This window comes from Frigoribacterium sp. ME-P-080 (assembly GCF_030209595.1).
GTDB lineage: Bacteria > Actinomycetota > Actinomycetes > Actinomycetales > Microbacteriaceae > Frigoribacterium.
Window position 1 is genome coordinate 34,998 of the sequence record NZ_JARVRR010000004.1, and the last position, 22,031, is coordinate 57,028.

Sequence of the window (22,031 nt, forward strand, 5' to 3'; positions counted from 1 at the left end):
CAGGCACGGGCCCGGGCACGAGTTCGGCCTCTGTCCACGGGGGAGACGGGTGCCGTCGTACGGGCCTGCGGACTCGACATCGTCGCTGAACGCTGCTGATGATACGGAGATTCCGGCTGCGACCCGGGTTGTGACCGGCGACGAGGTGCGCGAGTCAAAGCCCGAGGAGGAGGGGCAGCAGCGCCTCAATCGCTAGCTGGTGAAGTTCGGCGTGCCGGACCAAGCCTGCTGGCACCCTAGGTGCTGCCGACAATGTTCACCGCAGCGACGCTCGTCAACACCGGGGTGTCGAAGAGCGGGGTGATGCTAGGGCAAGTCAGGGCGACCGTGCTGTAGACGGTGACGGCGGTGACGGCGGTGGCCAAGGGGAGTGAGGCGTCACATCGGCCTGACGAGGCATTAAGTCCAGCCCCTTGGGAGCGAGGCGCCTAAAGGTCGGCGCTTTCATCGACGACATAAACCTTCCGAAGGGGAATTCTTGCCCGCCACGTCGGCGAGAGCTCCTCGTAGTTAGAGATGACGAGTTCGACGAGTTCTTCTCCCCCGACAAGTCGAAGTCCCCGCCGCTGTCTCTCTATTGACAGCGCCTCGCGCGAGTATGTGCCCAAGGTTACGAATAGTCCTAGCTCGTCGCTAGTGAGGGTTCCGATGAGCTGACCGACCTCAGGTGCCCCAACGGTTGACGTCCGTTGCTTGCATTGGACTTTGATCAGAGGAGGCTCGACGCCAAGGGGGTCTCTATGAGCAATCACATCTATTCCGCCGTCGGCGGAGTACTGAGTGACGCGAGCCTGATAACCGAGTGTGCGAAGGACAGCCGCCGTGAATTCCTCGAACTCTCGGGGGGAAATGGAGCGAGTCAGCTGCTCGAGCACGAAGTCCTTCGTTTGCCGGTGTACGCGCTCTGCCCGCGGTTCATCGATGACATCGTCTTCAGGTGAAGAGACCGCGTCGACCGTCCTCGCTATGACCACAGGGTCTGCAGTTGACGATGTCAGGGCTGCAAGAAACTCGGAGTGGTGGCGCTTGACGCCAAAGACGGTCAGTACGGAACCGATTTCGTAGAGCGCGCTTTGCGAGAAAACAGTCCGAGACAGACCCACTTTTTTCCACTCAATTCGGCGCCGATGACGGTGTGTGTCTGCTTGCGACTCGAAGTAGTAATCGCTTGTGATGGTCCCGATATTGAGCGTGGAATCCGGCTTAAACGGCGCGACAACGATGTCGCCCGCCTGCATGCCGTCACGAAAGCGGAGAAGGGTACCTGCCCATACGGGGACCGCTCCCGGTTTGATGTCCGGATAAGCCGAGGACACGGACGCCTTAATGTCGTCGCGGCTGTTGCCTATGTTGCGCAGATCACCGATCTCGTCCCAGCCGATGCTGATGAATCCTTGATCGAGGAGTTCGTAGGTCATCGTGTCGTTATGAATCGCCCACATCTTCGTCACGGAGCTGACCTTAGCGGCACCAAAGCGTCTGCCAGCGCCCGAATCCTTGCCGACACGGTCGTGCTTGCTGGTGAAAACCGCCACGACGCATCCCATAAGGTCCATGTATGGGCACAAAGCGAGGGCTACTCGAGCAACACATAGCTGTCTTCGGCGAAAGCGGTAGCGGGAAGACCGTCTTGCTGTCGTCCTTTTACGGCGGCGCGCAAGAGCCCTCATTTCGGGAAGAAAGCCTTTTCGGCATCGTGGCCGACGACTCTGGGCAGGGCACGCGCTTGCATCAAAATTACCTTGGCATGAGAGACGCCGCACGAAGGCCTTCTACTACCCGATTTTCTTCGACGAGCTATGCGTTCTCTCTTCGTAGGCGCGATAAGCCTTCAGCAGTTGCCAAGAAAAGAAAGCCGTCAGGTGACCTGAGGCTCGTTTGGCATGACTATCCAGGTGATTGGTTCAGTGAGGAGCCCAGCAGCGCAGAAGAAGCCGAGCGTCGAGTCGAGACTTTTCGCTCACTCCTCACCTCGGACGTTGCCCTGATGCTCGTAGACGGTCAACGTCTCGCGGAGAACGTGGGCGAAGAAGAGCGGTACCTCAAGGCACTTTTTACAAACGTTCGTAATGGCATTAGTAAATTGGAAGATGATCTGCTCTCCGGCCGCAAGCCCTTCGCGCGATTCCCGCGAATATGGATCGTGGCCTTGTCGAAAGCTGATCTGCTGCCGGACCTCAATGTTGTGCAGTTCCGAGATCTTGTCATCGGCAAGGCTGGTGGCGAGCTAAGTGATCTCCGACTGGTTCTTCAGGGGCTAATTCAGATGCCTGAAGCTCTTTCTATTGGGGAAGATTTTGTTCTCCTGTCCTCTGCCAAATTCCAGCCGCAACGTATTCGGTTGGATGAACGTGTCGGACTTGACTTGGTGCTGCCCATAGCCGCGGTGCTGCCCTTCATGAGACACGAGCGCTGGGCCAGGGGCCTAGAAAAAGGCGGGGAGGTCGCGACCATTCTGTCGCGCCGAGCGAATGACTTCGCGGCCTTCATTGGCGGCCGATCGAACTTGCCAGGTCCCTTCGGCGCAGTCGTCAACATGTTGGCCCAACCTGCTGCTGAGATCGCCGCAAAACTCGCTGCTGAGACTGTTGACGAGTTGCATCGTTCAGCCGTTGCGAGACGTGATTTCATGACTGCAGTCCTGACGGGTCTCAAGATGGATCTCGATCGGGGTGAGCGAGAGCGAATTCTGATGCAGAGCCTCCGATGAGATTTATCTGGGCTTCGAGAGGCGAACAGTGGGGGTTTCGGTTTCTCATTGACGGTGGGATGTCAGACCCGCTGGCGGTGTACGAAGCAGCCTTTAGCGCAGTTGGTGACGACCATGAAGTCTTGAAAAGGTCCAAGGACTTCGTGGCATTGCGTTTTGATGACCCACTAAATAGACGTGACCATGCTGGCCGAGTCATTCCTCACGACTTCGTGCTTTTCATCAACCCGAAACTTGTCAGTTCAGTTGGGGAAGCACGTCAGATGGTTTGGCCTGAGGTATCCGAGCGTTTCGCCAGTATTTGGACGAGCCGAGAACCGCCACGCCCATAAGTCGTCGGGGGCCTGTCAATCGTGCATCACTGATGATGCGGACAGGGAATACGGCAAATGACACCTTCATGTTGCTCAGCCGCGTCCGCGCCTCCTCGTTTTCCCCCACCGAAGCTGAATACTGTCCTATGCCCGAGGCTCGTATGTCGTCGCGACGGCGCCGGAGGCGAGGTCGTGGCGGGCGGTCGGGGTGAGGTCGAGGGGGTGGGGGAGGCCGGCAAGCAGGTGCGGGCCATGGCCGGCGACCCAGGGGTAGACGGTGAACTCGTACTCGTCGACCAGGCCCCAACCGACGACGTCGGTGGCGAAGGTGGAACCTCCGAGACGGAGCGGGCCGCCGGGCCGGCTCTTCAGCTCGCGCACCGCCTCACGCACGTCACCGCCGAGCAGCTCGGCGTTCCAGTCGACGCTCTCGAGCGTCGTCGACGCCACGTACTTCGGGATGTCGTGGATGGTCCGGGCGAAGGGCTGCATCCAGTCGGGGAACCCGTCGGAGGCGGGCGGACGCCAGGACTGCTCCATCAGCTCGTAGGTGACCCTCCCCAGCAGCAGACCGTCGGCCTGCGCGAGAGCCTCCGTCGCGAGCTGGTGGACCTCGGCATCCGGCCGGCCCTCGCGGTGGTCGATGCAGCCGTCGAGCGTGACGTTGATGGAGTACGTGAGCGTCCTCATGCCGGGGAGGCTAGCCCCACGACGCAGACGCCACCAGAGGCGCGGGCCCTACCGCCCGACAGCCCAGTGCGTCGGCCGCGCGAAGCCCTCGGGCAGGCGCGTCGCCGCATCACCCCGGGAGCTGTTCACCTGCATCTGCGTGAGGTAGATCGCCCCCGACAGGTCTGCCCCGGCGAGCTCGGCGTCCCGCAGGTCGACACCGAGCAGGTCGCAGCGGTCCAGGTCGGCCCCCCGCAGGTGCGCCGCGATCGCGATGCTGCCGCGGAGCGTCCGACCCCGCAGATCCGCCCCGGCCATGGCCGCACCCATCAGGTCGCTCCCCGGCTCGAGCGTCGGTCCCTTGCCCCTCGACCGCCGAGGAGGCGCGGGTACGGACGCCCGGGCGACCTCGCTCGCCTGCACCAACAGCGGGCGCGCCACGTCGTACTCGGCGTCGACGTCGAGGGCGGCGAGCTCGTCGGGGGTGCCGTCGGTGAGGCTCCGGACGTGCTCGAAGGCGGCGAGCCACGGGGCCGGGTCGGGGGTGGTGGCGGTGCGGGCGCGGCCGTGCTTGGTCGCCTGGGCGCGCTCGCCTTCGCGTGCGCGCTCGCGCTCGACCAGCGTGATCGCCTCGTCGAGGTACCAGAGCAGCTCGTGCAGCCGCCTCACGAGCGGGAACGTCGAGAACATCGCCTCACGCGTCGCGGGATCGTCGCGCCACGACCGCCCGGCGAACGTCTGCTGGCTGACCTTCTGCCCCGCCCCGAAACAGTCGAACACCGTGCAGCCCTTGAACCCACTCTCACGCAACTGCGGGTGGATGCGGCAGCCGTCGTGCTCGTCGAGGTTCGTGCACGGGTCACCGGCCGGCTTGTCGAACGGGAAGTCCGCGCTCTTCGTGAACGCCAGCGCGACGCAGCAGAGGCCGAAGCAGTTGGCGCAGTCGGCTCCGAGGTCGGCGCGGCGGCCCAGCTCGATCCGGGTGCGGGTGCTCATCGCGTCAACGCTAACGGGTGCGACTGGCCGGGGCGATCGAACAGGAGCGGGTCACTTGTCCCACACCGTCACCGTAGGGAGCCCCCGAGCCACCCGCTCCTCGGTGACGAGTTCGGTGATGAGCGCGGTCTTGGCGGCTGTGTAAGCGCGTCCGTCGTCGAGGCCGGCCAGCGCCTCCTTCAGGGTCGCGTAGCGCTGTCGCGCGACCGGGTCGCGCAGCAGGCGGTCGCGGAACAGTCGCTGGTGGCAGGCGTCCCACTGGTCGGGGCGGAAGACGTGGAGGATGTGCGTCCGTCGCGCCCCGACCCGCCGGACGTAGACCGCATGGGTCTTCGGGCCCGCTGCGTGTCGTTCGTAGCCGAGGTCGACCAGGTCCGCACCCAGGGCGAACGGGGCGGTGCCGGGAGACGTGCGGGCGGCGACGTCGATGATCGGCTTCGCCAGGAGGCCGGGGACGGCCGTGCTTCCGATGTGCTCGAGAGTGTCGACCTGGGTGACGAGGGCGACCGCGAGACGCTCGGCCTCACGGCGGTAGTCGTCGGCCCAGGCGGGGGAGTGCGGCTGCAGATCGACCATCGGGGCGAGCGTACGGGCTGTCGCTCTCGGCGGGGTGGGGTCGAGTGGTCCCGGATCGTCGTTCGCGGGGAGGGGAAGGACGATTCGGGACCACTCGATGACCGGAGGGGCGGGCGTGGACCGACCCGCGCCTCCTAGGGGGTCGTCGGGCGGAGGTCGTCGAGGGGGCGCGACCAGGCGACCTCGCGGGCGAGCTGGCCGGAGGCGCGGAAGAGCTGTACCTGGTGCGTGTCGGGGAGGGCCGCGGCGAGGGCGTCGCGGTCGGCGGGGGTGAAGCCGAGCTTCTGCCAGAACGGTCCGGAGCGGCGGGAGAAGAGCCAGGCGTGGTGGGCTCCGTGAGTGGCGGCGTCGGCCAGGGCGTGGCGTGCGAGCCTGGAGCCCGCGCCGCGCGTGCGAGCGGCGGGGGCGACGGCGACGCTGCGGATGAGGGCGTGCTCGCCGTCGGCGCTCAGCTCGTAGCCGGTGCTGCCGACCACCGTGCCGGTGGCGTCACGGTCGACCCAGAGCCGGAGGCGCGGCGAGGGGGAGTCGAGACCGGCGAGTGTGAGGTCGGCGGCGGCGAGGAAGGCGCGGAGGTCGGCTCGGGCGTCGGCATCGGTCGGGGCGATGGGGACGAGGGACATGGGGCCATTCTTCCTGGGGCTCGTCGGGCTCGTCGGGCTCGTCGGGCTCGCCGGGCTCGCCCGGTTCGAGTGTGCCCGGTGGGCCCGGCAGGCTCGAGTGGGCAGAAAGTGTCCTTCGGGGGGCGGCGGAAGGACACTTTCTGCCCGCTCGTTCATGCCGGGGTGGGCCACGGCGGCTCAGAACGGGCCGCGCGGGGGAGTCGCGTCCGGAGGCGGCGACCTAGCCTGGCGGGATGCTCGTCGTCGTTCCGCTCATCGTGTTCGTCGGGTGCGCTGTCGTCTTCGGAACGACGCTCGCCGCCGCCCGGGGATGGCTCGGGGTCAACCACCTCGCCGGCATCCGGTTCCGGCACGTGGTGGCGTCGCCCGAGGCGTGGCGGGCCGGGCACCGGGCAGCACTCGTGCCGGTGACGGTGGGGTGCGCGCTCGCCGTGGGGTCGATCGTGGTGCCGCTCCTCATGGGCTCGTCGGAGGACGCGATGGCCATCTGGGCGATCGGGAGCATGGTCGCGCTGCTGTTCGGCACGCTCGTCGGGGCGTGGCGGGCGGATCAGGCGGCGACGGACGTGCTCGGTTCGCCGTAGGCGCCCGTGATCCGGTGCCGCTGCTGCTGATCGGGTCGTCGAGTGGTCAGAAAGTGTCCTTCCCACGCGGCGGAAGGACGTTTTCTGACCACTCGATCGGGCCCGCCGGCCCGGGCGCGGGCTGACCTCCCCAACGGGGGCTCGTCTGCGCATCACGTGTCGCCCTACCGTGTGGGCAAGGGGGAAACATGAGCGAGACCGTGGCGCGCGGAAGCGTGGCGATGACGTTGAAGGCCCGGCGGCCGGCCTACTCGGTGATGCAGGAGTGCCTGCGCGTCCAGGCCGAGGCGCCCGCACTGACCCGGCGGCAGCGCCTCTTCGGGCACACGCCCCTGAGCGCCGACGCCCGCAGCTGGTACCAGGGAGCCCTCGGCGAGATCGAGGTCGCTCGCGTGCTCGCCGAGCTCGGGCCCGAGTGGACCGTGCTGCACTCCGTCCCGGTCGGCTCGGGCGAGTCCGACATCGACCACGTCGTCATCGGGCCGACGGGCGTCTTCACCGTCAACACGAAGCACCACGCCGGCAAGAAGGTCTGGGTCGGCGGCGGCTTGGTGACGGTCGGCGGACACCGGACCGACCACTCTCGCAACTCCCTTCACGAGGCGGCCCGCGCCTCCCGGTTGATGTCGAGGGCGGCCGACTTCGAGGTCGTCGTCACGCCCGTCATCGTGCTCGTGGGCGAGGCCTCGCTGTCAGTCGGCAAGAAGGCGCCGACGGTCTCGGTGGTCGTGGCCGCCCGCCTGCGCAAGTGGCTGATGAACGGGCCGCGGGTGCACTCGCCCGAGGCGCTGGCCTACCTGGCCATGGTCGCCGAAGAACGCGGTACCTGGCACACGGAGGCGCTGGTGCTGACGGACACGCTCCGTCACGAACACCGCTTCGAGCGCCTGCGCCGCGACATCGACGACGCGGCTCGGCGGCGTCGGCGGTGGCGGGTGGGCACGGCGCTCGGCGTTCTCGGGACGAGCGGGGGAGTCGCGATCGCGGTGGTGGCGACGGTCACGAGCACGGTCGTCTCGACCTTCGGGTAGGTGCCCTGCGCCGTGGGCCCTGAGCCGCGGGCCCTGAGGCCTTGGCCCAGAGACGGCAAGGCCGCCCGTGGCGATCCGGTAAGTGCCGGATCACCGCACGAGCGATGACACCACGCGGGCGGCCGCCGCGGTCACGGCGGCAAGAGCTGCAGCGATCAGTGCGAACGCCGACCAGACGGCGAGGTCGGCGTGCTGCAGGTGCAGGCCGACGAGGAACGCGGCGAGCGCGACCACGGCGACGGCTGCCCAGCCCGCCAGAGCGCGGGCACTCCACCGGCGCGCCCGGGTCGTCGTTCCGCCCGATGCCGACCAGGCCACTGCGAGAGCGGCCACGGTGAACAATGCGGGGATGAGGGCGACGAGGTTGATCACGGGAATCCGATCAGGAGGGTCGAGGCGGTCAGTCGACGAACATCCACCGCACGAGAACGATGAGCCCGAGCACGAGCGCCGTCGGCAGGGCGATGACTGAGAGCCCCCACAGCAGACCGCCGACGGTCAGCATGATCGTGAACCAGTCGATCGCCGGGGCGGTGGAATAGCGGGCGGCACCGCTCATGCCGGGCGCCACCTCGTTGATGACCATCAACCCGACGGCGGCGGCGACGCCCACGATGCCGAAGACGAGGGCGAGACGGCCGAGGCGGCGACGACGCCTGGCGGGTGACGACGCATCCATCTGCTGAGGCTAGGTGCTCGGCCGTGTCACCACCAGACCGGACGATCAGGAGGCGCGACCACCGCGGCCGGGACGCTCGCGGACCAGCCGGTGCACGAGCATCACCACCAGCAGCGCGACCGCGAACCCGATCGAGAGGACCGCGATGAGCAGCAACGGGCCGCCGACCGTCTGCACCCCGTCGAACCCGTCGAAGCCGTCTGCCGACGAGACCGCGACGTACCTGACCGGCGCGGACGGACGGGTGAACGTCCACCACGTGAAGGCCGTGTCCGACAGGAAGGCGAACACCCCGAGAAGCCCGAAGGCGAGAGCGGGTCGACCCAGCGCGAGGCGGGGCGTGGTCGGGGTGGCCATCAGCCGAGACTAGGGCGCGGCCCGGCTCCGGACGGAGTCCCGCTTCGAGGGGCACGCCGGTCCTCCGGGGCCGATCGAGCCGGGCGAGTGGGCAGAAGATGCTGCCGGGCGGTCCTCGACGAGCAGGTTCTGCCCACTCGAGCCGCCGCGAGGGTGACGGGCGCGGGCGAGCCGACCCGCGCCTCCTGCTCGGACGTCGCCCCGGCGAGTCGATCGAGTGGTCCGACAACGTTCTTCGTCGGGCGGGGAGGGACGTTTGGGGACCACTCGACCGAGACGAGCGGGCGAGCTCGCGGAGGCGCGGGTCGCGTCGGCGAGGCGCGCTCGTGTAACGAGTGGGTGAAGACTGCAGCCCGTGCACGCTGCCGCACGGGCACGCCCGCATCCGCGACGGGGCGCGGAGAACGGGGGCTGCGGGGGAGCGCCGAGCCGCGCCTCCGGGGCTCCGGCGAGCTGGCCGCCGCCGCGAACCTCCCTTATCGTTCACCCGAACGATAAACGGAAGGCCATCCCCGCATGACACCGATCGTCCCCGAACACCGACACGCGCTCCGCCCGGCGCGAGGCGCCGACCGAAGCGCCGGAACGAGCAGCGCAGACCTCAGCGCCGACGGCAGCACGGGCCCGAGCCGCCGCACCGTCCTCGCCGGCGCCGCAGGGCTCGCCGGCCTCGGCCTGCTCACCCTCGCCGGCTGCACGCCCGCCCGCAGCACCCCGACCATCCCCGAGGCCGCCGCCACCGGCACCCCCGCCCGCGGCGGACGCCTGCGCATCGCGCGCCCGGCCGCCTCCGCCGCCGAGACCCTCGACTCCGCCAGCTCGCTCTCGGCCTACGAGTACCTCGGTGCCCTGTACAACCGGCTCGTCAAGCTCGACGACGCCGGCGTCACCGTGCCCGACCTCGCCGACGACTGGTCCGCGAACGCCGACGGCACGAGCTGGACCTTCCGCCTCCGCGAGGGCGTCCGCTTCCACGACGGCCGCCGCTTCACCGCCGCCGACGCGATCTACTCGATCCAGCACATCCTCGACCCCGACACCGCCTCACCCCAGGGCGAGGTGCTCGCCGCGATGATCGGCCCCGGCGGCCTGACCGCCGTCGACCCGCTCACCCTGCGCTTCGACCTGCTGACGCCGAACGCCGAGTTCCCCTCGCTGCTCACCGCGTACCAGTGCTACATCGTCCCCGAGGGCAGCGCCGACCCGAGCCAGGGCGGCGGCATCGGCCGCACCGGCATCGGCACCGGACCGTTCCGCCTGTCGAGCTTCGAGCCCGCGGGCACCGGCAGCGTCGAGGCCTTCGAGGACCACTTCGCCGGCCGCCCGGTGCTCGACGGCATCGACTTCTTCTCGATCCAGGACACCACCGCCCGCGTCAACGCCCTGCTCGCCGGCCAGATCGACCTCATCAGCCAGACCAACCTCGATTTCGCCACCGCCCAGGTCGTCAGCGCCTCGGCCGGCGCCACCGTCGCCCGCGCCCCCGACGCCCAGTGGTACACGATCCCGATGCTCGCCACGAGCGCCGAGTTCAGCGACCCGCTCGTACGCCAGGCCATGAAGCTCGCCTACGACCCGCAGGCGATCGTCGCCACCGCCCTGCAGGGCACCGGTTCGCCCGGCTGGGACAACCCCGTGCCTCCCTCGCAGGCCGTCTGGCTCGACGACCAACGCGCCTACGACCCCGACCAGGCCCGCGCCCTGCTCAAGCAGGCCGGCCGCGAGGGGCTGAAGACCGAGATCTACACCTCCAGCTACGAATCCGTCTTCACGCCCATGGCGGTCGCCTACCGCGACGCCGTCCGCGACGCGGGCATCGACCTGACCGTGCGCAACGCCTCGTCCGACTCGTACTACACGCAGATCTGGATGCAGAAGCCGCTCATGGTCAGCTACTGGTTCACCGGACGCCCGATCGACCAGCTGCTCAACCAGATCTTCCGCACCGGCTCGTCGTACAACGAGAGCGCCTGGTCGAACCCGACCTTCGACGGCCTGCTCGACGACGCCCGCGCCGAGATGGACGACACCCGCCGCATGACGCTCTACCAGGACGCCCAGCGCATCGTCGTCGAGGACTCCGCCGACATGACCCCCATGTTCGGCGACCGCCTCGTCGGCCTGTCCCGGAACGTCCTGAACTACCGCGAGTTCGGCTTCGAGTTCGACTACCTGCAGATCGGACTCCGCGCATGAGCCCCACACCGACCGCCAGCCGCCCGAGCGCCAGCGGCCCGGCCGCCGGCGGCAAGACCGCCAGCCGCCCGGGCGCCGGCGGCCCACACCCCACGTCCCCGCACCCCACGTCCCCGCTCGCCGCGACCCTGATCGTCGTCGCCCGCCGCGTCGGCACCGCCCTGCTCACCGTGCTGCTCGCCTCGTTCTTCGTGTTCTTCGCGGTGCAGGCCCTGCCCGGCGACGTCGCGCAGCAACTGCTCGGCCAGGACGCCACCCCCGACGCCGTCGCCGCCCTGCGCGAGACGCTCGGCCTCGACCAGAACGTCTGGGTCCGCTACGGCCAGTGGTTGCTCGGTGCGGCGCACGGCGACTTCGGCGTCTCGCTGGTCAGCGGCCTGCCGGTCGGTCCCGACCTGCTGATCGCGTTCCGCAACAGCATGCTGATCGCGCTGCCCGCCATGATCGTCGGCGTCACCCTGTCGCTGACCCTCGGCGTCATCGCCGGCGTCCGCCGCGGCCGTCCGAGCGACCACGCGATCTCGCTGATCAGCCTGGTCGTCATGAGCGTCCCCGAGTTCATGGTCGCCACGGTGCTCGTGCTGCTGTTCGCCATCGCGCTGCCGATCTTCCCGGCGGTCGTCCTGCGCGGTCAGGACGCCACCGTCGCCGAACTGCTGCCCAGCATCTGGCTGCCCGTCATCGTGCTGACCCTCGCCATGGCCGCGTACATCGTGCGCACCGCCCGCTCGTCGACGATCGACGTGATGGCGAGCGAGTTCGTCACGACGGCCGAGCTCAAGGGCCTGTCGACGCGCCAGGTCGTCTGGCGCCACGCCGTGCCGAGCGCCCTGCTGCCGACGCTCAACGTCGTCGCGCTGAACGTCGCCTGGCTGCTCGGCGGCGTCGTGGTCGTCGAGAACGTCTTCAACTACCCGGGCATGGGCAAGCTCATGCTCGAGTCCGTCTTCAACCGCGACCTGCCGACGATCCAGTCGATCGCGGTCGTCAGCGCCCTCGTCTACGTGGTGTGCAACCTCGCCGCCGACCTCATCGCGCTCGCCCTCGACCCGAGGCTGCGCACCCGACGGAAGGCCCGCTCATGAGCCCCGCACGCGACCGGACCCCGCCCGCCGACAGCGGCGAGGGCGGCACCGGACACCGCACCGCCGAGGAGGCGCGGGTCGCCACGAGCGCGGACCCCGCCACCCCGGGCGCGCAGGTCGGCGGCCCGGCATCGGCCGGACCGCAGGCCGCGGGCGGCTGGCCGAGGCGACTGCGCGGGAGCGCGACGTCCCTGACCAGCAGCCTCAGCGCCTCCTCGGCCCTGAGCATCGGGCTCGGCCTGATCGCGCTGCACGTCCTGCTGGCGCTGCTCGCCCCGGTGCTGACCGGCCACGACCCGGTCGCCACCGACTCGGGAGCCGCCCTGACCGGCACCAGCTGGGCCCACTGGCTCGGCACCGACCAGTACGGCCGCGACATCCTGTCGCGCACGCTGAACGGCGGCCGGTACGCGCTCGTCGTCACCTTCCTCGCCACGACGATCGCGGTCGGCATCGGCACCGTGCTCGGTTGCGTCACCGCCTACGCCGACAACTGGTTCGACGAGGTCGTCATGCGCGTCGTCGACGCGCTGCTCAGCGTGCCGTCGATCCTGGCGCTGCTCGTCGTCGTGACCGTGTTCGACTCGGGCCTCTGGGTGATCGTGCTCGCCGTCACCGTGATCTACGCGCCGGCCGTGACCCGCGTCGTCCGCGGTGCCGCCCGCACCGTGATCACGCAGGACTACGTGACCGCCGCCCGCGCCCGCGGCGAGAAGCCGCTGAGCATCGTGTTCCGCGAGATCGTGCCCAACGTCACCGACGTGGTGCTCGTCGAGTACGCGATGCGCGCCTCCTGGATCGTGCTGCTCATCTCGACCCTGTCGTTCCTCGGGTTCGGCGCCAACCCGCCGACGCCCGACTGGGGCCTCATGGTGCAGGAGAACCGCACCGCCCTCACCGTCGTCCCGTGGGGCACGCTCGCCCCCGTCGTCGCCCTCGCCACGCTCGTCATCGGGCTCAACCTCAGCGCGGACGGGCTCAGCAAGTCGCTGGGCGTCGACCGCGCACGGAAGGGGGCGGTCTCGTGAACGAGCCCCTCAGCACCACCACCGCTACCACCGCAGGAGGCGCGGGTCGCCTCGTCGACGTCGCCCCCGATCCCGTCGTCAGCGTCGACGACCTCTCCATCTCGTACGCCGCCGGTCGCCGCGAGGTGCCGGTCGTGCGGGGCGTGAGCTTCGACGTCGCCGCCGGACGCGCGCTCGGCCTGGTCGGCGAGAGCGGCAGCGGCAAGTCCACCGTCGCCCGCACCCTGCTCGCGCACCTGCGGCGCGGGTCGCGGGTCGTGTCGGGCAGCGTCCGCGTCGCCGGGGACGACGTCTTCGCCCTCGACGAGCGGGCGCGCCGGGCCCTGCGCGGTGGCACGGCGGCCCTGGTCGCCCAGAACGCCGGCCAGGCGCTCACCCCGTCGATGCGCGTCGGACGCCAGCTGCGCGAGGCGCTCGAGAGCCACGGCCTGCCCGGAGGCGACGACCGCGTGCTCGAACTCGTGCGCCACGTCCGCCTGCCCGACCCCGAGACGATCGTGCGGCGCTACCCGCACCAGCTGTCCGGCGGGCAGCAGCAGCGCGTCGCGATCGCCATGGCCATCGCCGCGCGGCCGAAGCTGCTGGTGCTCGACGAGCCGACCACCGCTCTCGACGTCGTGACGCAGTCGGCCGTCCTCGAGCTGATCCGAGACCTGGCCGTCGAACTCGGCATGGCCATCGTGCTGGTCAGCCACGACCTCGGCGTCGTGTCGACCATGGCCGACGAGATCGCCGTCATGCACGAGGGCCGGATCGTCGAGCACGCGCCGACCGCGTCGCTCTTCGCGGACCCGCAGCACGAGTACACCCGCGAGCTGCTCGCGAGCATCCCGCGCGTGCACGCCGACGCCAGCGCACCGCGTTCCGTGCACGGCACCGCGACCAGTCGGGGTGTGCAGCACGAAACGCGGCGCGACGGGCGTGCGGCACCGGCGGCACCCGACGCACCCAGCGCACCGCGTTCCGTGCACGGCACCGCGACTAGTCACGGTGTGCAGCACGAAACGCGGCGCGAAGCGGACGACGCACCCGCAGGAGGCGCGGCGCAGGACCCGAGGACGGCACCCGGCACCGCGCTCGGCGAGGTGGTGACCGACGTCACCGCACCGCGTTTCGTGCACGGCACCGCGACTAGTCGAGGTGTGCAGCACGAAACGCGGCGCGACGATTTCGCGGCACCCGCGGCATCCGCCACGGGGCCGGTCGTCACGGCGAGCGACCTCGTCGTCCGGTACGGGCGTGGCCTGCCCGCCGCGGTCGACGGCGTCTCGTTCTCCATCGGCCGCCGCGAGACCCTCGCCGTCGTGGGGGAGTCCGGCAGCGGCAAGTCCACGCTCGCCACGGCCCTCGCTGGGCTGATCCCCGCCGAGTCCGGTCGGTTCGCCTTCCACGGAGCCGGCGGGGTCGAGAGCGACCTCACCCGGCCCGTCGCCGGGCGCACGGCGACGCTGCGTCGGTCGATCCAGCTGATCTTCCAGAACGCCGACACCTCGCTCAACCCCCGCCGCACGGTCGGCGCCGCGATCGCCCGACCGTTGAAGCTCTTCACGGGCGAGTCGAGCCCCGAGCGCGTCGCCGAGCTGCTCGTCGAGGTCGGCCTGCCGCCTGAGTTCGCCTCGCGCCTGCCCGCCCAGCTCTCGGGCGGCCAGCGCCAGCGCGTCGGCATCGCCCGGGCGCTCGCCGCCGGCCCCGAGCTGATCATCGCCGACGAGATCACGACGGCGCTCGACGTCCGCGTGCAGGCCGGGGTGCTCGACCTGCTCGCGGGGCTCCGCGACGAGAAGGGGCTCAGCTGCCTCTTCATCAGCCACGACCTCGCGGTCGTCCGCGGCGTCGCCGACCGGGTCGCCGTCATGACCGGCGGCCGCATCGTCGAGGTCGGCCCGACCGAACGCGTCTTCCAGGGGCCGAACCACCCGTACACGCGCACCCTGCTCGACGCGACGCTCGACCCGGGCACGACCGAGCTGCCCGACGTCGGCGACGCACGGCCCCGCTGGCGGGACGCCGACGGCTGGGACGACCACGACGGCGGACACCACGTGAAGCGCTGGGAGGCGATGTGAGCACGAGTGGCCGACCCGACCCGGGCCCCCGAGGCGACGAGCGGGGGGACGGCGCACGCGACCCGCGCCTCCTGGGCGACCCGCGCCTCCTGCAGGAGCCCGCGTGGGCCGGGGGAGTCCGCACCCTCGGAGCCCCGCGCGCCGACCTCGCCGACGCCCCCGGGCGGCAGGATTCCGACCGCCCGCACGGCAGCGGCCCGCTCGAGGTCGAGGTGCGCGACGAATGGGTGCCGATGCCCGACGGGACGCGACTGCACGCCCGCATCTGGGCCCCCGTGGTCGACGAGCCCGTGCCGGTGCTGCTCGAGTACCTGCCCTACCGGCTCGACGACTGGACGGCTCCGCGCGACAGCGAGCGGCACCCCTGGTACGCCGCGCACGGCTACGCGTCGGTGCGGGTCGACATCCGCGGCACGGGGTCGAGCGACGGCCTCTTCGACGACGAGTACTCGGTGCAGGAGCTCGACGACGGCATCGCCCTGATCGAGTGGCTCGCCGCCCGGCCCTGGTCGACCGGCGCGGTCGGCGCGTTCGGCATCTCGTGGGGCGGGTTCAACGCGCTGCAGCTCGCCGGGCGGGCTCCGGCGGCGCTCAAGGCGATCGTCACCGTCTGCTCGACCGACGACCGCTACGACAACGACGTGCACTACATGGGCGGCGCCATGCTCGGCATCGACATGGCGTCGTGGGGCGGCACGATGTTCGCGTTCAACTCGCGCCCGCCGAGGCCCGAGGTCGTCGGCGCCGACTGGGTCGCCCGCTGGCGCGAGCGGCTCGAACACAACCGACCGATGACGACGACCTGGCTCTCGCACCAGGAACGCGACGACTACTGGCGGCACGGCAGCGTCTGCGAGGACTACTCGTCGATCACGGCCGCCGTCCTCGCCGTGGGCGGCTGGGCCGACCCGTACCGCAACGCCGTGCTGCGGCTGGTCGAGAACGTCGACGCCCCGGTCAAGGGCATCATCGGGCCGTGGTCGCACCAGTACCCGGATCGCGGCCTGGCGCCCGGCCCGGGCATCGGGTTCCTGCAGGAGACCCTGCTCTGGTGGGACCGCTGGCTGCTCGACTGCCCCAACGGCGTCGACGCGGAGCCCGCGCTGCGCGCCTGGATCAACGACTCCGAGCCGCCGGCGACGTACTACGCCGAGCGGACCGGGCGCTGGGTCGCGGCCTCGACCTGGCCCGCTCGCGAGACCGAGGACCGTGTCGTGCCGCTGGACTCGCTGCGTGGCGGGGCGGACGGCCCCGTCGTCGTGCGCTCGCCGCAGAGCACCGGCCTCGACGCCGGACGCTTCTTCCCGTTCGGCAACGCGACCGACCTGCCGCCCGACCAGCGTGCCGAGGACGGCCGCTCGGTCTGCTTCGAACTGCCGGTCGACTCCACGCTCGACGTGCTGGGCAGCGTCGTGGTCGAGCTCGCCCTGACGAGCGACGTGCCCGACGGTACCGTCGTCGTGCGCCTCTGCGACGTCGCCCCCGACGGTTCGTCGACCCTCGTCACCCGCGGCGTGCTCAACCTCAACAAGCGGAACGGACGCGAGCGCGCCGACGACCCGATGGAGGCGCGGGTCGAGCAGGTCGTGCGCGTCGCCCTGGTCTCGACCGGGCACTCCTTCCCGGCCGGCCACCGCCTCCGGATCGCCGTGTCGAGCGCCTACTGGCCGTGGGTCTGGCCGCACCCGGTCGAGGCGACCCTCACGCTCGACCCGACGCGCAGCAGCGTGACGCTGCCCCTGTGGACGCGCGGGCCCGGCGACGGGTCGGCGGAGCACCCGGTCGACGACGGCGTCGCGTTCGAGGCGCCCGAGCGGGCCGAGCCCCTGGCCATCCGCGCCCTGCCGCCGGCCACGGACCTGCCGCAGCGCAGCGTCTCGCACGACGTCGGGACGGGGGAGTGGGTGCTCGACGTCGACCCCGGCTACGGCGGCGGACGCGAGTACCCCGACGGCCTGGTCTTCACCGAGGACAGCCGCGAGACCTACCGCATCGTCGACGGCGACCCGCTGTCGGCGTCGGCCGAGTCGCGCTGGGCGATCGGACTCGAGAAGCCGACCTGGAAGGCGTGGCTCGAGACCACGTCGCGCGTCACGGCCTCGGCCGAGGCGTTCCGGGTCGAGAACACCGTTCGCGCCTGGGCCCGGGACGGCGGGCCCGGGGCCGAGACGGTGCTCGTCGCCGACCGGACCTTCGACGAGCTCGTGCCCCGGACGTCGGCGTGAGCGGCCCGAGCGGCGGCGGCGTGAGCGGCGTGGCCACCGGCGGCGCGGGCGTGCGGCGGAAGCCGGTCGTCCGGCGGGCGTCGATCGTCGAGGCCGCCCGTGAGGTGATCGTCCGCGAGGGCATGGGCGCGACCCGGCTGCGCGACATCGCCGCGGCGGCCGGGGTCTCGGTCGGCACCGTGACCTACCACTTCGACGGCGTCGCCGAGATCCTCAACGAGGTCGTCGTGCTCGAGACCGCCCGGTTCTACTCGTCGATCATCGAGGCGGTCGACGTCGAGCCCGACCCGGTCGTGGGGGTGCGGATGCTCGTCGAGCCCCTGTTCGCCGACACCGACGCGACCGACGAGCACTGGCGGCTCTGGTCCGACTACTGGACGGCCGTGGCGCGCAAGCCCGCGGTCGCCGCCGAGTACGTCGAGCGCATCCGCGTGTGGGAGGCCTGCCTGACCCGCACGCTCCGCCGCGGGGTCGAGCAGGGCCGGTTCGCGACGGCCGACCCGTCGGCGCTCGCCCTCAAGCTCGCGGCCTACAGCGACGGCCTCGCGACCCAGCTCGCCCAGAAGGCCCCGGGCCTCACGCCCGGCCTCGCGCTCGACTGGATGTGGACGCTGCTGGAGCACGAGACCGGGGCGTCGTTCCGGGGCTGACCCGCGCCTCCTCGGCCTCACTCGTAGCGCAGCGACTCCACCGGGTCGGCCTTCGCGGCGCGCGCGGCGGGCAGCGTGCCGGCCAGGAACGCGATCACCATCACCACGACGATGATCAGCGCGATCGACACGGGGTCGAACGCGATCAGCGTCAGCCCGGGCAGGTTCGACAGCAGCGACCCGGCCAGGGTGGCGCTGACGACGCTGCCCGCGATCATCGCGACGCCCACGCCGATCGCGCTGCCGAGGAACCCGATGAACGCGGCTTCGAGGCTGAACAGGCCGAACACCTTGCCGCTGCCCATGCCCATGGCCTTCATCAGGCCGATCTCGCGGGTGCGCTCCTGCACGCTCATCAGCAGCGTGTTGACGATGCCGAAGCTCGCCGCGAGCAGGGCGATGATCGCGAAGGCGTTGAGCACGAGCACGATGCCGTCGATCACCGTCGTGAAGGTGCCCAGCTGGTCGGCGACGGTGGTGCCGGTGTAGCCGGCGGAGGCGAGACGGTCCTCGAGGTCGCTCACCTGCCCGTCGGACGCGTCCGCGGCGAACCGCACCGTGGCCTGCGCGTAGCGGTCGACCTGGTCGGCGGGCAGCCCGACGTTCTGCGCGTCGAACAGGGCCGTGCCGAGGGCCGCGTTCGGGGTGACCGCCGCTCCAGCGGGCGAGGCGATGCTCTCCTCCGCGACGCCGACGACGGTCGCGGTGACCGTGTGCTGCGTGCGCGTGGCGTCGGTCACGGCGAGCGTGACGGACCGACCCACGGCCGCCTCGTCGTCCGCGAACCCCAGGGGACCGACGTACGACGTCGGGACGACCACCTGCAGGTCGGTCGCGTCGTCGTCGGGCTGGGCGCCCGCCGTCAGGGTGAGCTGCTGCCCGGGCACGAGGGCGCTCGCCGAGACGACGTACTTCGTGCCGCTCTCGCCCTCGACGTAGTCGGTCGCGAGCGACTCGGTCGGCTGCACGGCCAGCACGCCGTCGACGCCCTCGAGGGTCGTCACGTCGTCCGGGGTCAGGGCGACGACGGTCGCCCCGGGGGCGCCGAACCCGCCCGCGGCGACGGTGTCGGGGTCGTACTCGGTCGGGCCCGAGTTCGCCCCGCCGAGACCCTGCGCGTCGTCGGAGGCCTTCGTGACCGTCATCGTGTCGGACGAGCCCACGGCCGAGACCGTGTCGTCGATGTAGGCGTTGATGCCGGTGCCCAGCCCGCTCGTCAGCGTCAGCGTGAAGGCGCCGACGAAGATCGCCAGGACGGTCAGGATCGTCCGCGTCTTCGACCGGAACGTGTTCGAGACGGCGGTCAGCAGCAGGTCGAGGGTCGTCATGCGGCCACCTCGGCCTCGTCGTCGACGATCAACCCGTCGCGGATCACGATGCGCCGGTCGCAGCGCGCCGCGAGCTCCTCGTCGTGCGTCACCACGATCAGCGTGATGCCGTTCTCGCGGTTCAACGAGAACATGATGTCCTCGACGACCGCCCCGGTCGCCGTGTCGAGGTTGCCGGTGGGCTCGTCGGCGAAGATGATGCGCGGGTCGTTGACCAGCGCGCGCGCGATCACCGTGCGCTGCTTCTGACCACCCGACAGGTTCAGGGCCTTGTTCTTCGCCTTGTCGGCGAGCTCGAGCTGCTCGAGGGCCGCCAGGCCGCGACGACGGCGCTCGCCGCGGGGCACGCCCGCGATCTTCATGGGCAGCACGACGTTCTCGAGCACCGACGAGCTCGACGTCAGGAAGAACTGCTGGAACACGAAGCCGAACGTCTTGTTGCGCGTCCGGTTGAGGCGCCCTCCCTTGAGCGTGCTCGTGTCGACCCCCTCGAGCTCGACGGTGCCGGTCGTCGGGGCGTCGAGCAGGGCGAGCACGTGCATCAGGGTCGACTTGCCCGAGCCGCTCTTGCCGACGATCGCGACGCTCTCGCCCTCGGCGACGTCGAAGCTCACCCCCTTGAGGGCCTCGAACCGGTTCGGGCCGCGCCCGTACGAACGGTGGACGTCTCGGACCGAGATGATCGGCGCCATGGTGCTCCTGTCGCTGACGGCCCGGTGTCTCCGGGGCCGAGGTCCACCCTCGCGGGCCGCGCCGACCGGGTCGTCCCCCCACCGCGGACACCTGCCAGCCGTCGAGTACCGCACCCGCGGTACGCGACGTCGGGCCAGAGGGGGACTCGGCCGTGGGCGTTCCAGGGCACGATGGGGTCATGACGACGACGGACGGCAGGAGGCGCGAGCCGCCCTACCCGCGACCTCGCGTCCCCTGGTGGCTGGGCGACACGCTCGCCGCGGCGCTCGTCGTCGGTGCGGCCTTCGCCCCCTTCCCCGTCGCGGGGTTCCGGCCGACCGGCGTGCTGGCCGTCGCGGTCGTCCTCGCCCCCGTCGTGCTGCTGCCGTTCCGTCGTCGACGCCCCGTCCCGGTGCTCGCCGCGATCGTCGGCCTGTTCGGCATCGCCGCCCTGCTCGGCACGCTCGCACCGGGCGTCGTCCTCGCCACCGGCATCGCCGTCTTCGCCGTGGCCGCGCGGACCCCGCGCCGCCGCACCATCGTCGTGACGGTCGCCACGGTCCTGGCCGTCGCCCTGCTCGGCCTGCTGGGCGTGGGGGGACGCGTCGTCGACCTGCCCGTGGTCCAGTTCACGCTCCTGGTCGCCTTCGCCGCCGCGGCGGGCGACGCCAGCCGCTCCCGACGGGAGTACATCGAGGCCGTCACCGAACGCGCCGAACGAGCCGAACGCACCCGTGAGGCCGAGGCCTCGCGCCGGGTGGCCGAGGAGCGGTTGCGCATCGCCCGCGATCTGCACGACGCCGTCGCCCACCAGATCTCGGTGATCAGCCTCAATGCGGGCGTCGCGTCGTCGGCGATCGAGACGCGACCCGAGAAGGCGGTGACGGCCCTCGCGACCATCCGCCGCGCCTCCCGGACCGTCCTCGGCGAGATCGGCGACCTGCTCGAGGTGCTGCGCGCCGGGGACTCCGAGCGGGTCCTGTCGCCGCAACCGGGCCTCGCACGACTCGACGAGCTCGTGGCCGGGTTCGCCGACGCGGGCCTCGTCGTGAGCACGCGGGTCGAGGGCCCGCTCGCCGCGGTCACGGGCGCGGTCGACCTCGTCGCGTACCGGGTCGTGCAGGAGGGGCTGACGAACGCCGGCAAGCACGGTGCCGAACACCGTGCGCACGTGCTCGTCGCGGTCGACGAGCACGAGGTGTCGGTCGTGGTGACGAACCCCGTGCCGGCGTCGAAGGACGCGCCCGAAGCGGTGGACGTCCGTGGCGGGTACGGGCTGCTCGGTCTGCGCGAACGCGTCGCCTCGGTTCGGGGCGTCGTCGAGACCGGGCCGACGCCGGGCGGCTACCGGTTGGCGACCGTGCTGCCGGTGACGCGTGGGGTCGACGTGGCCGGTTCGTCGGGCTCGTCGGGCTCGGCCGGCTCGTCCGGCTCGTCCGGTGGGAGCGGGGGAGCCTCGTGACGACCGTGCTCGTCGTCGACGACCAGCCGCTGATCCGTCAGGCCGTGACCGACATCCTCGACGGTGAGGACGGGGTCGAGGTCGTGGGCGACGCCGTGAACGGCCGGGAGGCGGTGATGCGGGCGTCGGCCCTGCGTCCGGACGTGGTCGTGATGGACATCCGCATGCCCGAACTCGACGGCATCGGCGCGACGGCCGAGATCTGCGCCGACCCGCTGCTCGCCGGGACGAAGGTGCTGATCCTCACCACGTTCGAGGCGGACGAGTACCTCGTCGCGGCCCTGCGCGCCGGGGCGAGCGGGTTCATCGGCAAGGGCGCGGAGCCCGACGAGATCGTCCGGGCGGTGCGGGCCGTCCACGCGGGGGAGTCGCTGCTGTCGCCCGTCGCGACCCGCAGCCTCATCGAGAAGTACGTCCTGCCGGGTGGTGGCGGGGCGGGATCGGTCTCGGGGACGACGTCGTCAGGGGAGTCGTCGTCGGGGGAGTCGTCGCCGGCCGTGCCGGCCGGGCTCGCGCACCTCACCGACCGTGAGCGCGAGGTGTTGCTGCTCGTCGCCCGGGGTCGCGCCAACGCCGAGATCGCCACCGACCTGGTCATCTCGCCGCACACCGCGAAGACCCACGTCAACCGCATCATGACCAAGCTCGACGCCCACGATCGGGCGCAGCTGGTGATCCTGGCCTACGAGACGGGCTTCCTCGCGCCGGGCGCCGCGTAGCGGCCTTCCCTGCGTCCGAGTGGGCCGAACATGTCCTTCCCCGGTGTGCGGAGGACATCTT

The 22,031-nt window shown here is 70.9% G+C and carries 22 protein-coding genes; 11 read left to right on the forward strand and 11 right to left on the reverse strand.

What is annotated here, in order from left to right; all coding sequences use genetic code 11:
• Positions 1–236: 236 nt before the first annotated feature.
• Entirely contained in the window at positions 237–365 is a 129-nt protein-coding gene (locus QRN23_RS08760) for a hypothetical protein (protein WP_255350960.1), read from the reverse strand.
• Positions 366–428: 63 nt separating this feature from the next.
• Positions 429–1,535 (reverse strand): restriction endonuclease, encoded by a 1,107-nt coding sequence (locus tag QRN23_RS08765; protein ID WP_285063275.1) that lies wholly within the window; start codon positions 1,533–1,535, stop codon positions 429–431.
• A 23-nt stretch (positions 1,536–1,558) separates the two neighbouring features.
• On the opposite strand from QRN23_RS08765, the gene QRN23_RS08770 reads away from it, so the two are divergent.
• Complete coding sequence (locus QRN23_RS08770) at positions 1,559–2,710, forward strand: TRAFAC clade GTPase domain-containing protein (RefSeq protein WP_082452719.1); 1,152 nt, start codon at positions 1,559–1,561, stop codon at positions 2,708–2,710.
• A gap of 458 nt (positions 2,711–3,168) precedes the next feature.
• On the opposite strand, the gene QRN23_RS08775 is transcribed toward QRN23_RS08770, so the two are convergent.
• From QRN23_RS08775 to QRN23_RS08790, 4 genes are all read right to left on the reverse strand, one after another.
• A complete protein-coding gene (locus QRN23_RS08775) occupies positions 3,169–3,714 on the reverse strand; it encodes a dihydrofolate reductase family protein (protein WP_056230185.1) in 546 nt (181 codons plus the stop codon).
• Positions 3,715–3,762: 48 nt separating this feature from the next.
• Entirely contained in the window at positions 3,763–4,689 is a 927-nt protein-coding gene (locus QRN23_RS08780; RefSeq protein ID WP_285063277.1) for a pentapeptide repeat-containing protein, read from the reverse strand.
• A 51-nt stretch (positions 4,690–4,740) separates the two neighbouring features.
• The gene (locus QRN23_RS08785) at positions 4,741–5,265 is read right to left on the reverse strand and encodes a GrpB family protein (RefSeq protein WP_285063278.1); all 525 of its coding nucleotides are present in this window, start codon (positions 5,263–5,265) and stop codon (positions 4,741–4,743) included.
• Positions 5,266–5,399: 134 nt separating this feature from the next.
• Positions 5,400–5,888: a GNAT family N-acetyltransferase gene (locus QRN23_RS08790; RefSeq protein ID WP_285063279.1), complete on the reverse strand. Its 489-nt coding sequence runs from the start codon at positions 5,886–5,888 to the stop codon at positions 5,400–5,402.
• 233 nt (positions 5,889–6,121) lie between these two features.
• Between QRN23_RS08790 and QRN23_RS08795 the strand changes: the two genes are divergently transcribed.
• Both QRN23_RS08795 and QRN23_RS08800 read left to right on the forward strand, forming a co-directional pair.
• Positions 6,122–6,472, forward strand: a complete 351-nt coding sequence (locus QRN23_RS08795; RefSeq protein WP_285063280.1) for a hypothetical protein — start codon at positions 6,122–6,124, stop codon at positions 6,470–6,472.
• A 188-nt stretch (positions 6,473–6,660) separates the two neighbouring features.
• Entirely contained in the window at positions 6,661–7,503 is an 843-nt protein-coding gene (locus QRN23_RS08800) for a nuclease-related domain-containing protein (RefSeq protein WP_285063281.1), read from the forward strand.
• 90 nt (positions 7,504–7,593) lie between these two features.
• Here QRN23_RS08800 and QRN23_RS08805 read toward each other — a convergent pair whose 3' ends face one another.
• The 3 genes from QRN23_RS08805 to QRN23_RS08815 are packed head-to-tail and all read right to left on the reverse strand — an operon-like array spanning position 7,594 to position 8,539.
• Positions 7,594–7,875, reverse strand: a complete 282-nt coding sequence (locus tag QRN23_RS08805) for a hypothetical protein (protein ID WP_285063282.1) — start codon at positions 7,873–7,875, stop codon at positions 7,594–7,596.
• A gap of 28 nt (positions 7,876–7,903) precedes the next feature.
• Positions 7,904–8,182: a hypothetical protein gene (locus QRN23_RS08810; RefSeq protein WP_157489944.1), complete on the reverse strand. Its 279-nt coding sequence runs from the start codon at positions 8,180–8,182 to the stop codon at positions 7,904–7,906.
• A 45-nt stretch (positions 8,183–8,227) separates the two neighbouring features.
• A complete protein-coding gene (locus QRN23_RS08815) occupies positions 8,228–8,539 on the reverse strand; it encodes a hypothetical protein (protein WP_285063283.1) in 312 nt (103 codons plus the stop codon).
• A 516-nt stretch (positions 8,540–9,055) separates the two neighbouring features.
• Between QRN23_RS08815 and QRN23_RS08820 the strand changes: the two genes are divergently transcribed.
• From QRN23_RS08820 to QRN23_RS08845, 6 genes are read left to right on the forward strand one after another with little or no spacing between them, the layout of a single operon-like run.
• Positions 9,056–10,735 (forward strand): ABC transporter substrate-binding protein, encoded by a 1,680-nt coding sequence (locus tag QRN23_RS08820; protein ID WP_285063284.1) that lies wholly within the window; start codon positions 9,056–9,058, stop codon positions 10,733–10,735.
• The gene (locus tag QRN23_RS08825) at positions 10,732–11,820 is read left to right on the forward strand and encodes an ABC transporter permease (protein ID WP_285063285.1); all 1,089 of its coding nucleotides are present in this window, start codon (positions 10,732–10,734) and stop codon (positions 11,818–11,820) included. The genes QRN23_RS08820 and QRN23_RS08825 overlap by 4 nt, the downstream gene beginning before the upstream one ends.
• Positions 11,817–12,848, forward strand: a complete 1,032-nt coding sequence (locus QRN23_RS08830) for an ABC transporter permease (protein WP_285063286.1) — start codon at positions 11,817–11,819, stop codon at positions 12,846–12,848. Before QRN23_RS08825 ends, QRN23_RS08830 begins: the two co-directional genes overlap by 4 nt.
• Positions 12,845–14,914: a dipeptide ABC transporter ATP-binding protein gene (locus QRN23_RS08835; RefSeq protein WP_285063288.1), complete on the forward strand. Its 2,070-nt coding sequence runs from the start codon at positions 12,845–12,847 to the stop codon at positions 14,912–14,914. The genes QRN23_RS08830 and QRN23_RS08835 overlap by 4 nt, the downstream gene beginning before the upstream one ends.
• A complete protein-coding gene (locus QRN23_RS08840; protein WP_285063289.1) occupies positions 14,911–17,139 on the forward strand; it encodes a CocE/NonD family hydrolase in 2,229 nt (742 codons plus the stop codon). The genes QRN23_RS08835 and QRN23_RS08840 overlap by 4 nt, the downstream gene beginning before the upstream one ends.
• On the forward strand, positions 17,136–17,789 hold the full coding sequence (locus QRN23_RS08845; protein ID WP_285063290.1) for a TetR/AcrR family transcriptional regulator: 654 nt from the start codon (positions 17,136–17,138) through the stop codon (positions 17,787–17,789). The genes QRN23_RS08840 and QRN23_RS08845 overlap by 4 nt, the downstream gene beginning before the upstream one ends.
• A gap of 17 nt (positions 17,790–17,806) precedes the next feature.
• On the opposite strand, the gene QRN23_RS08850 is transcribed toward QRN23_RS08845, so the two are convergent.
• Entirely contained in the window at positions 17,807–19,117 is a 1,311-nt protein-coding gene (locus tag QRN23_RS08850) for an ABC transporter permease (RefSeq protein ID WP_285063292.1), read from the reverse strand.
• Positions 19,114–19,809, reverse strand: a complete 696-nt coding sequence (locus QRN23_RS08855; protein ID WP_285063293.1) for an ABC transporter ATP-binding protein — start codon at positions 19,807–19,809, stop codon at positions 19,114–19,116. The genes QRN23_RS08850 and QRN23_RS08855 overlap by 4 nt, the downstream gene beginning before the upstream one ends.
• A gap of 179 nt (positions 19,810–19,988) precedes the next feature.
• Here QRN23_RS08855 and QRN23_RS08860 point away from each other — a divergent pair, with 179 nt between their 5' ends.
• Both QRN23_RS08860 and QRN23_RS08865 read left to right on the forward strand, forming a co-directional pair.
• Positions 19,989–21,251, forward strand: a complete 1,263-nt coding sequence (locus tag QRN23_RS08860; RefSeq protein WP_285063295.1) for a sensor histidine kinase — start codon at positions 19,989–19,991, stop codon at positions 21,249–21,251.
• The gene (locus tag QRN23_RS08865) at positions 21,248–21,970 is read left to right on the forward strand and encodes a response regulator transcription factor (RefSeq protein WP_285063297.1); all 723 of its coding nucleotides are present in this window, start codon (positions 21,248–21,250) and stop codon (positions 21,968–21,970) included. The genes QRN23_RS08860 and QRN23_RS08865 overlap by 4 nt, the downstream gene beginning before the upstream one ends.
• Positions 21,971–22,031 lie beyond the last annotated feature (61 nt).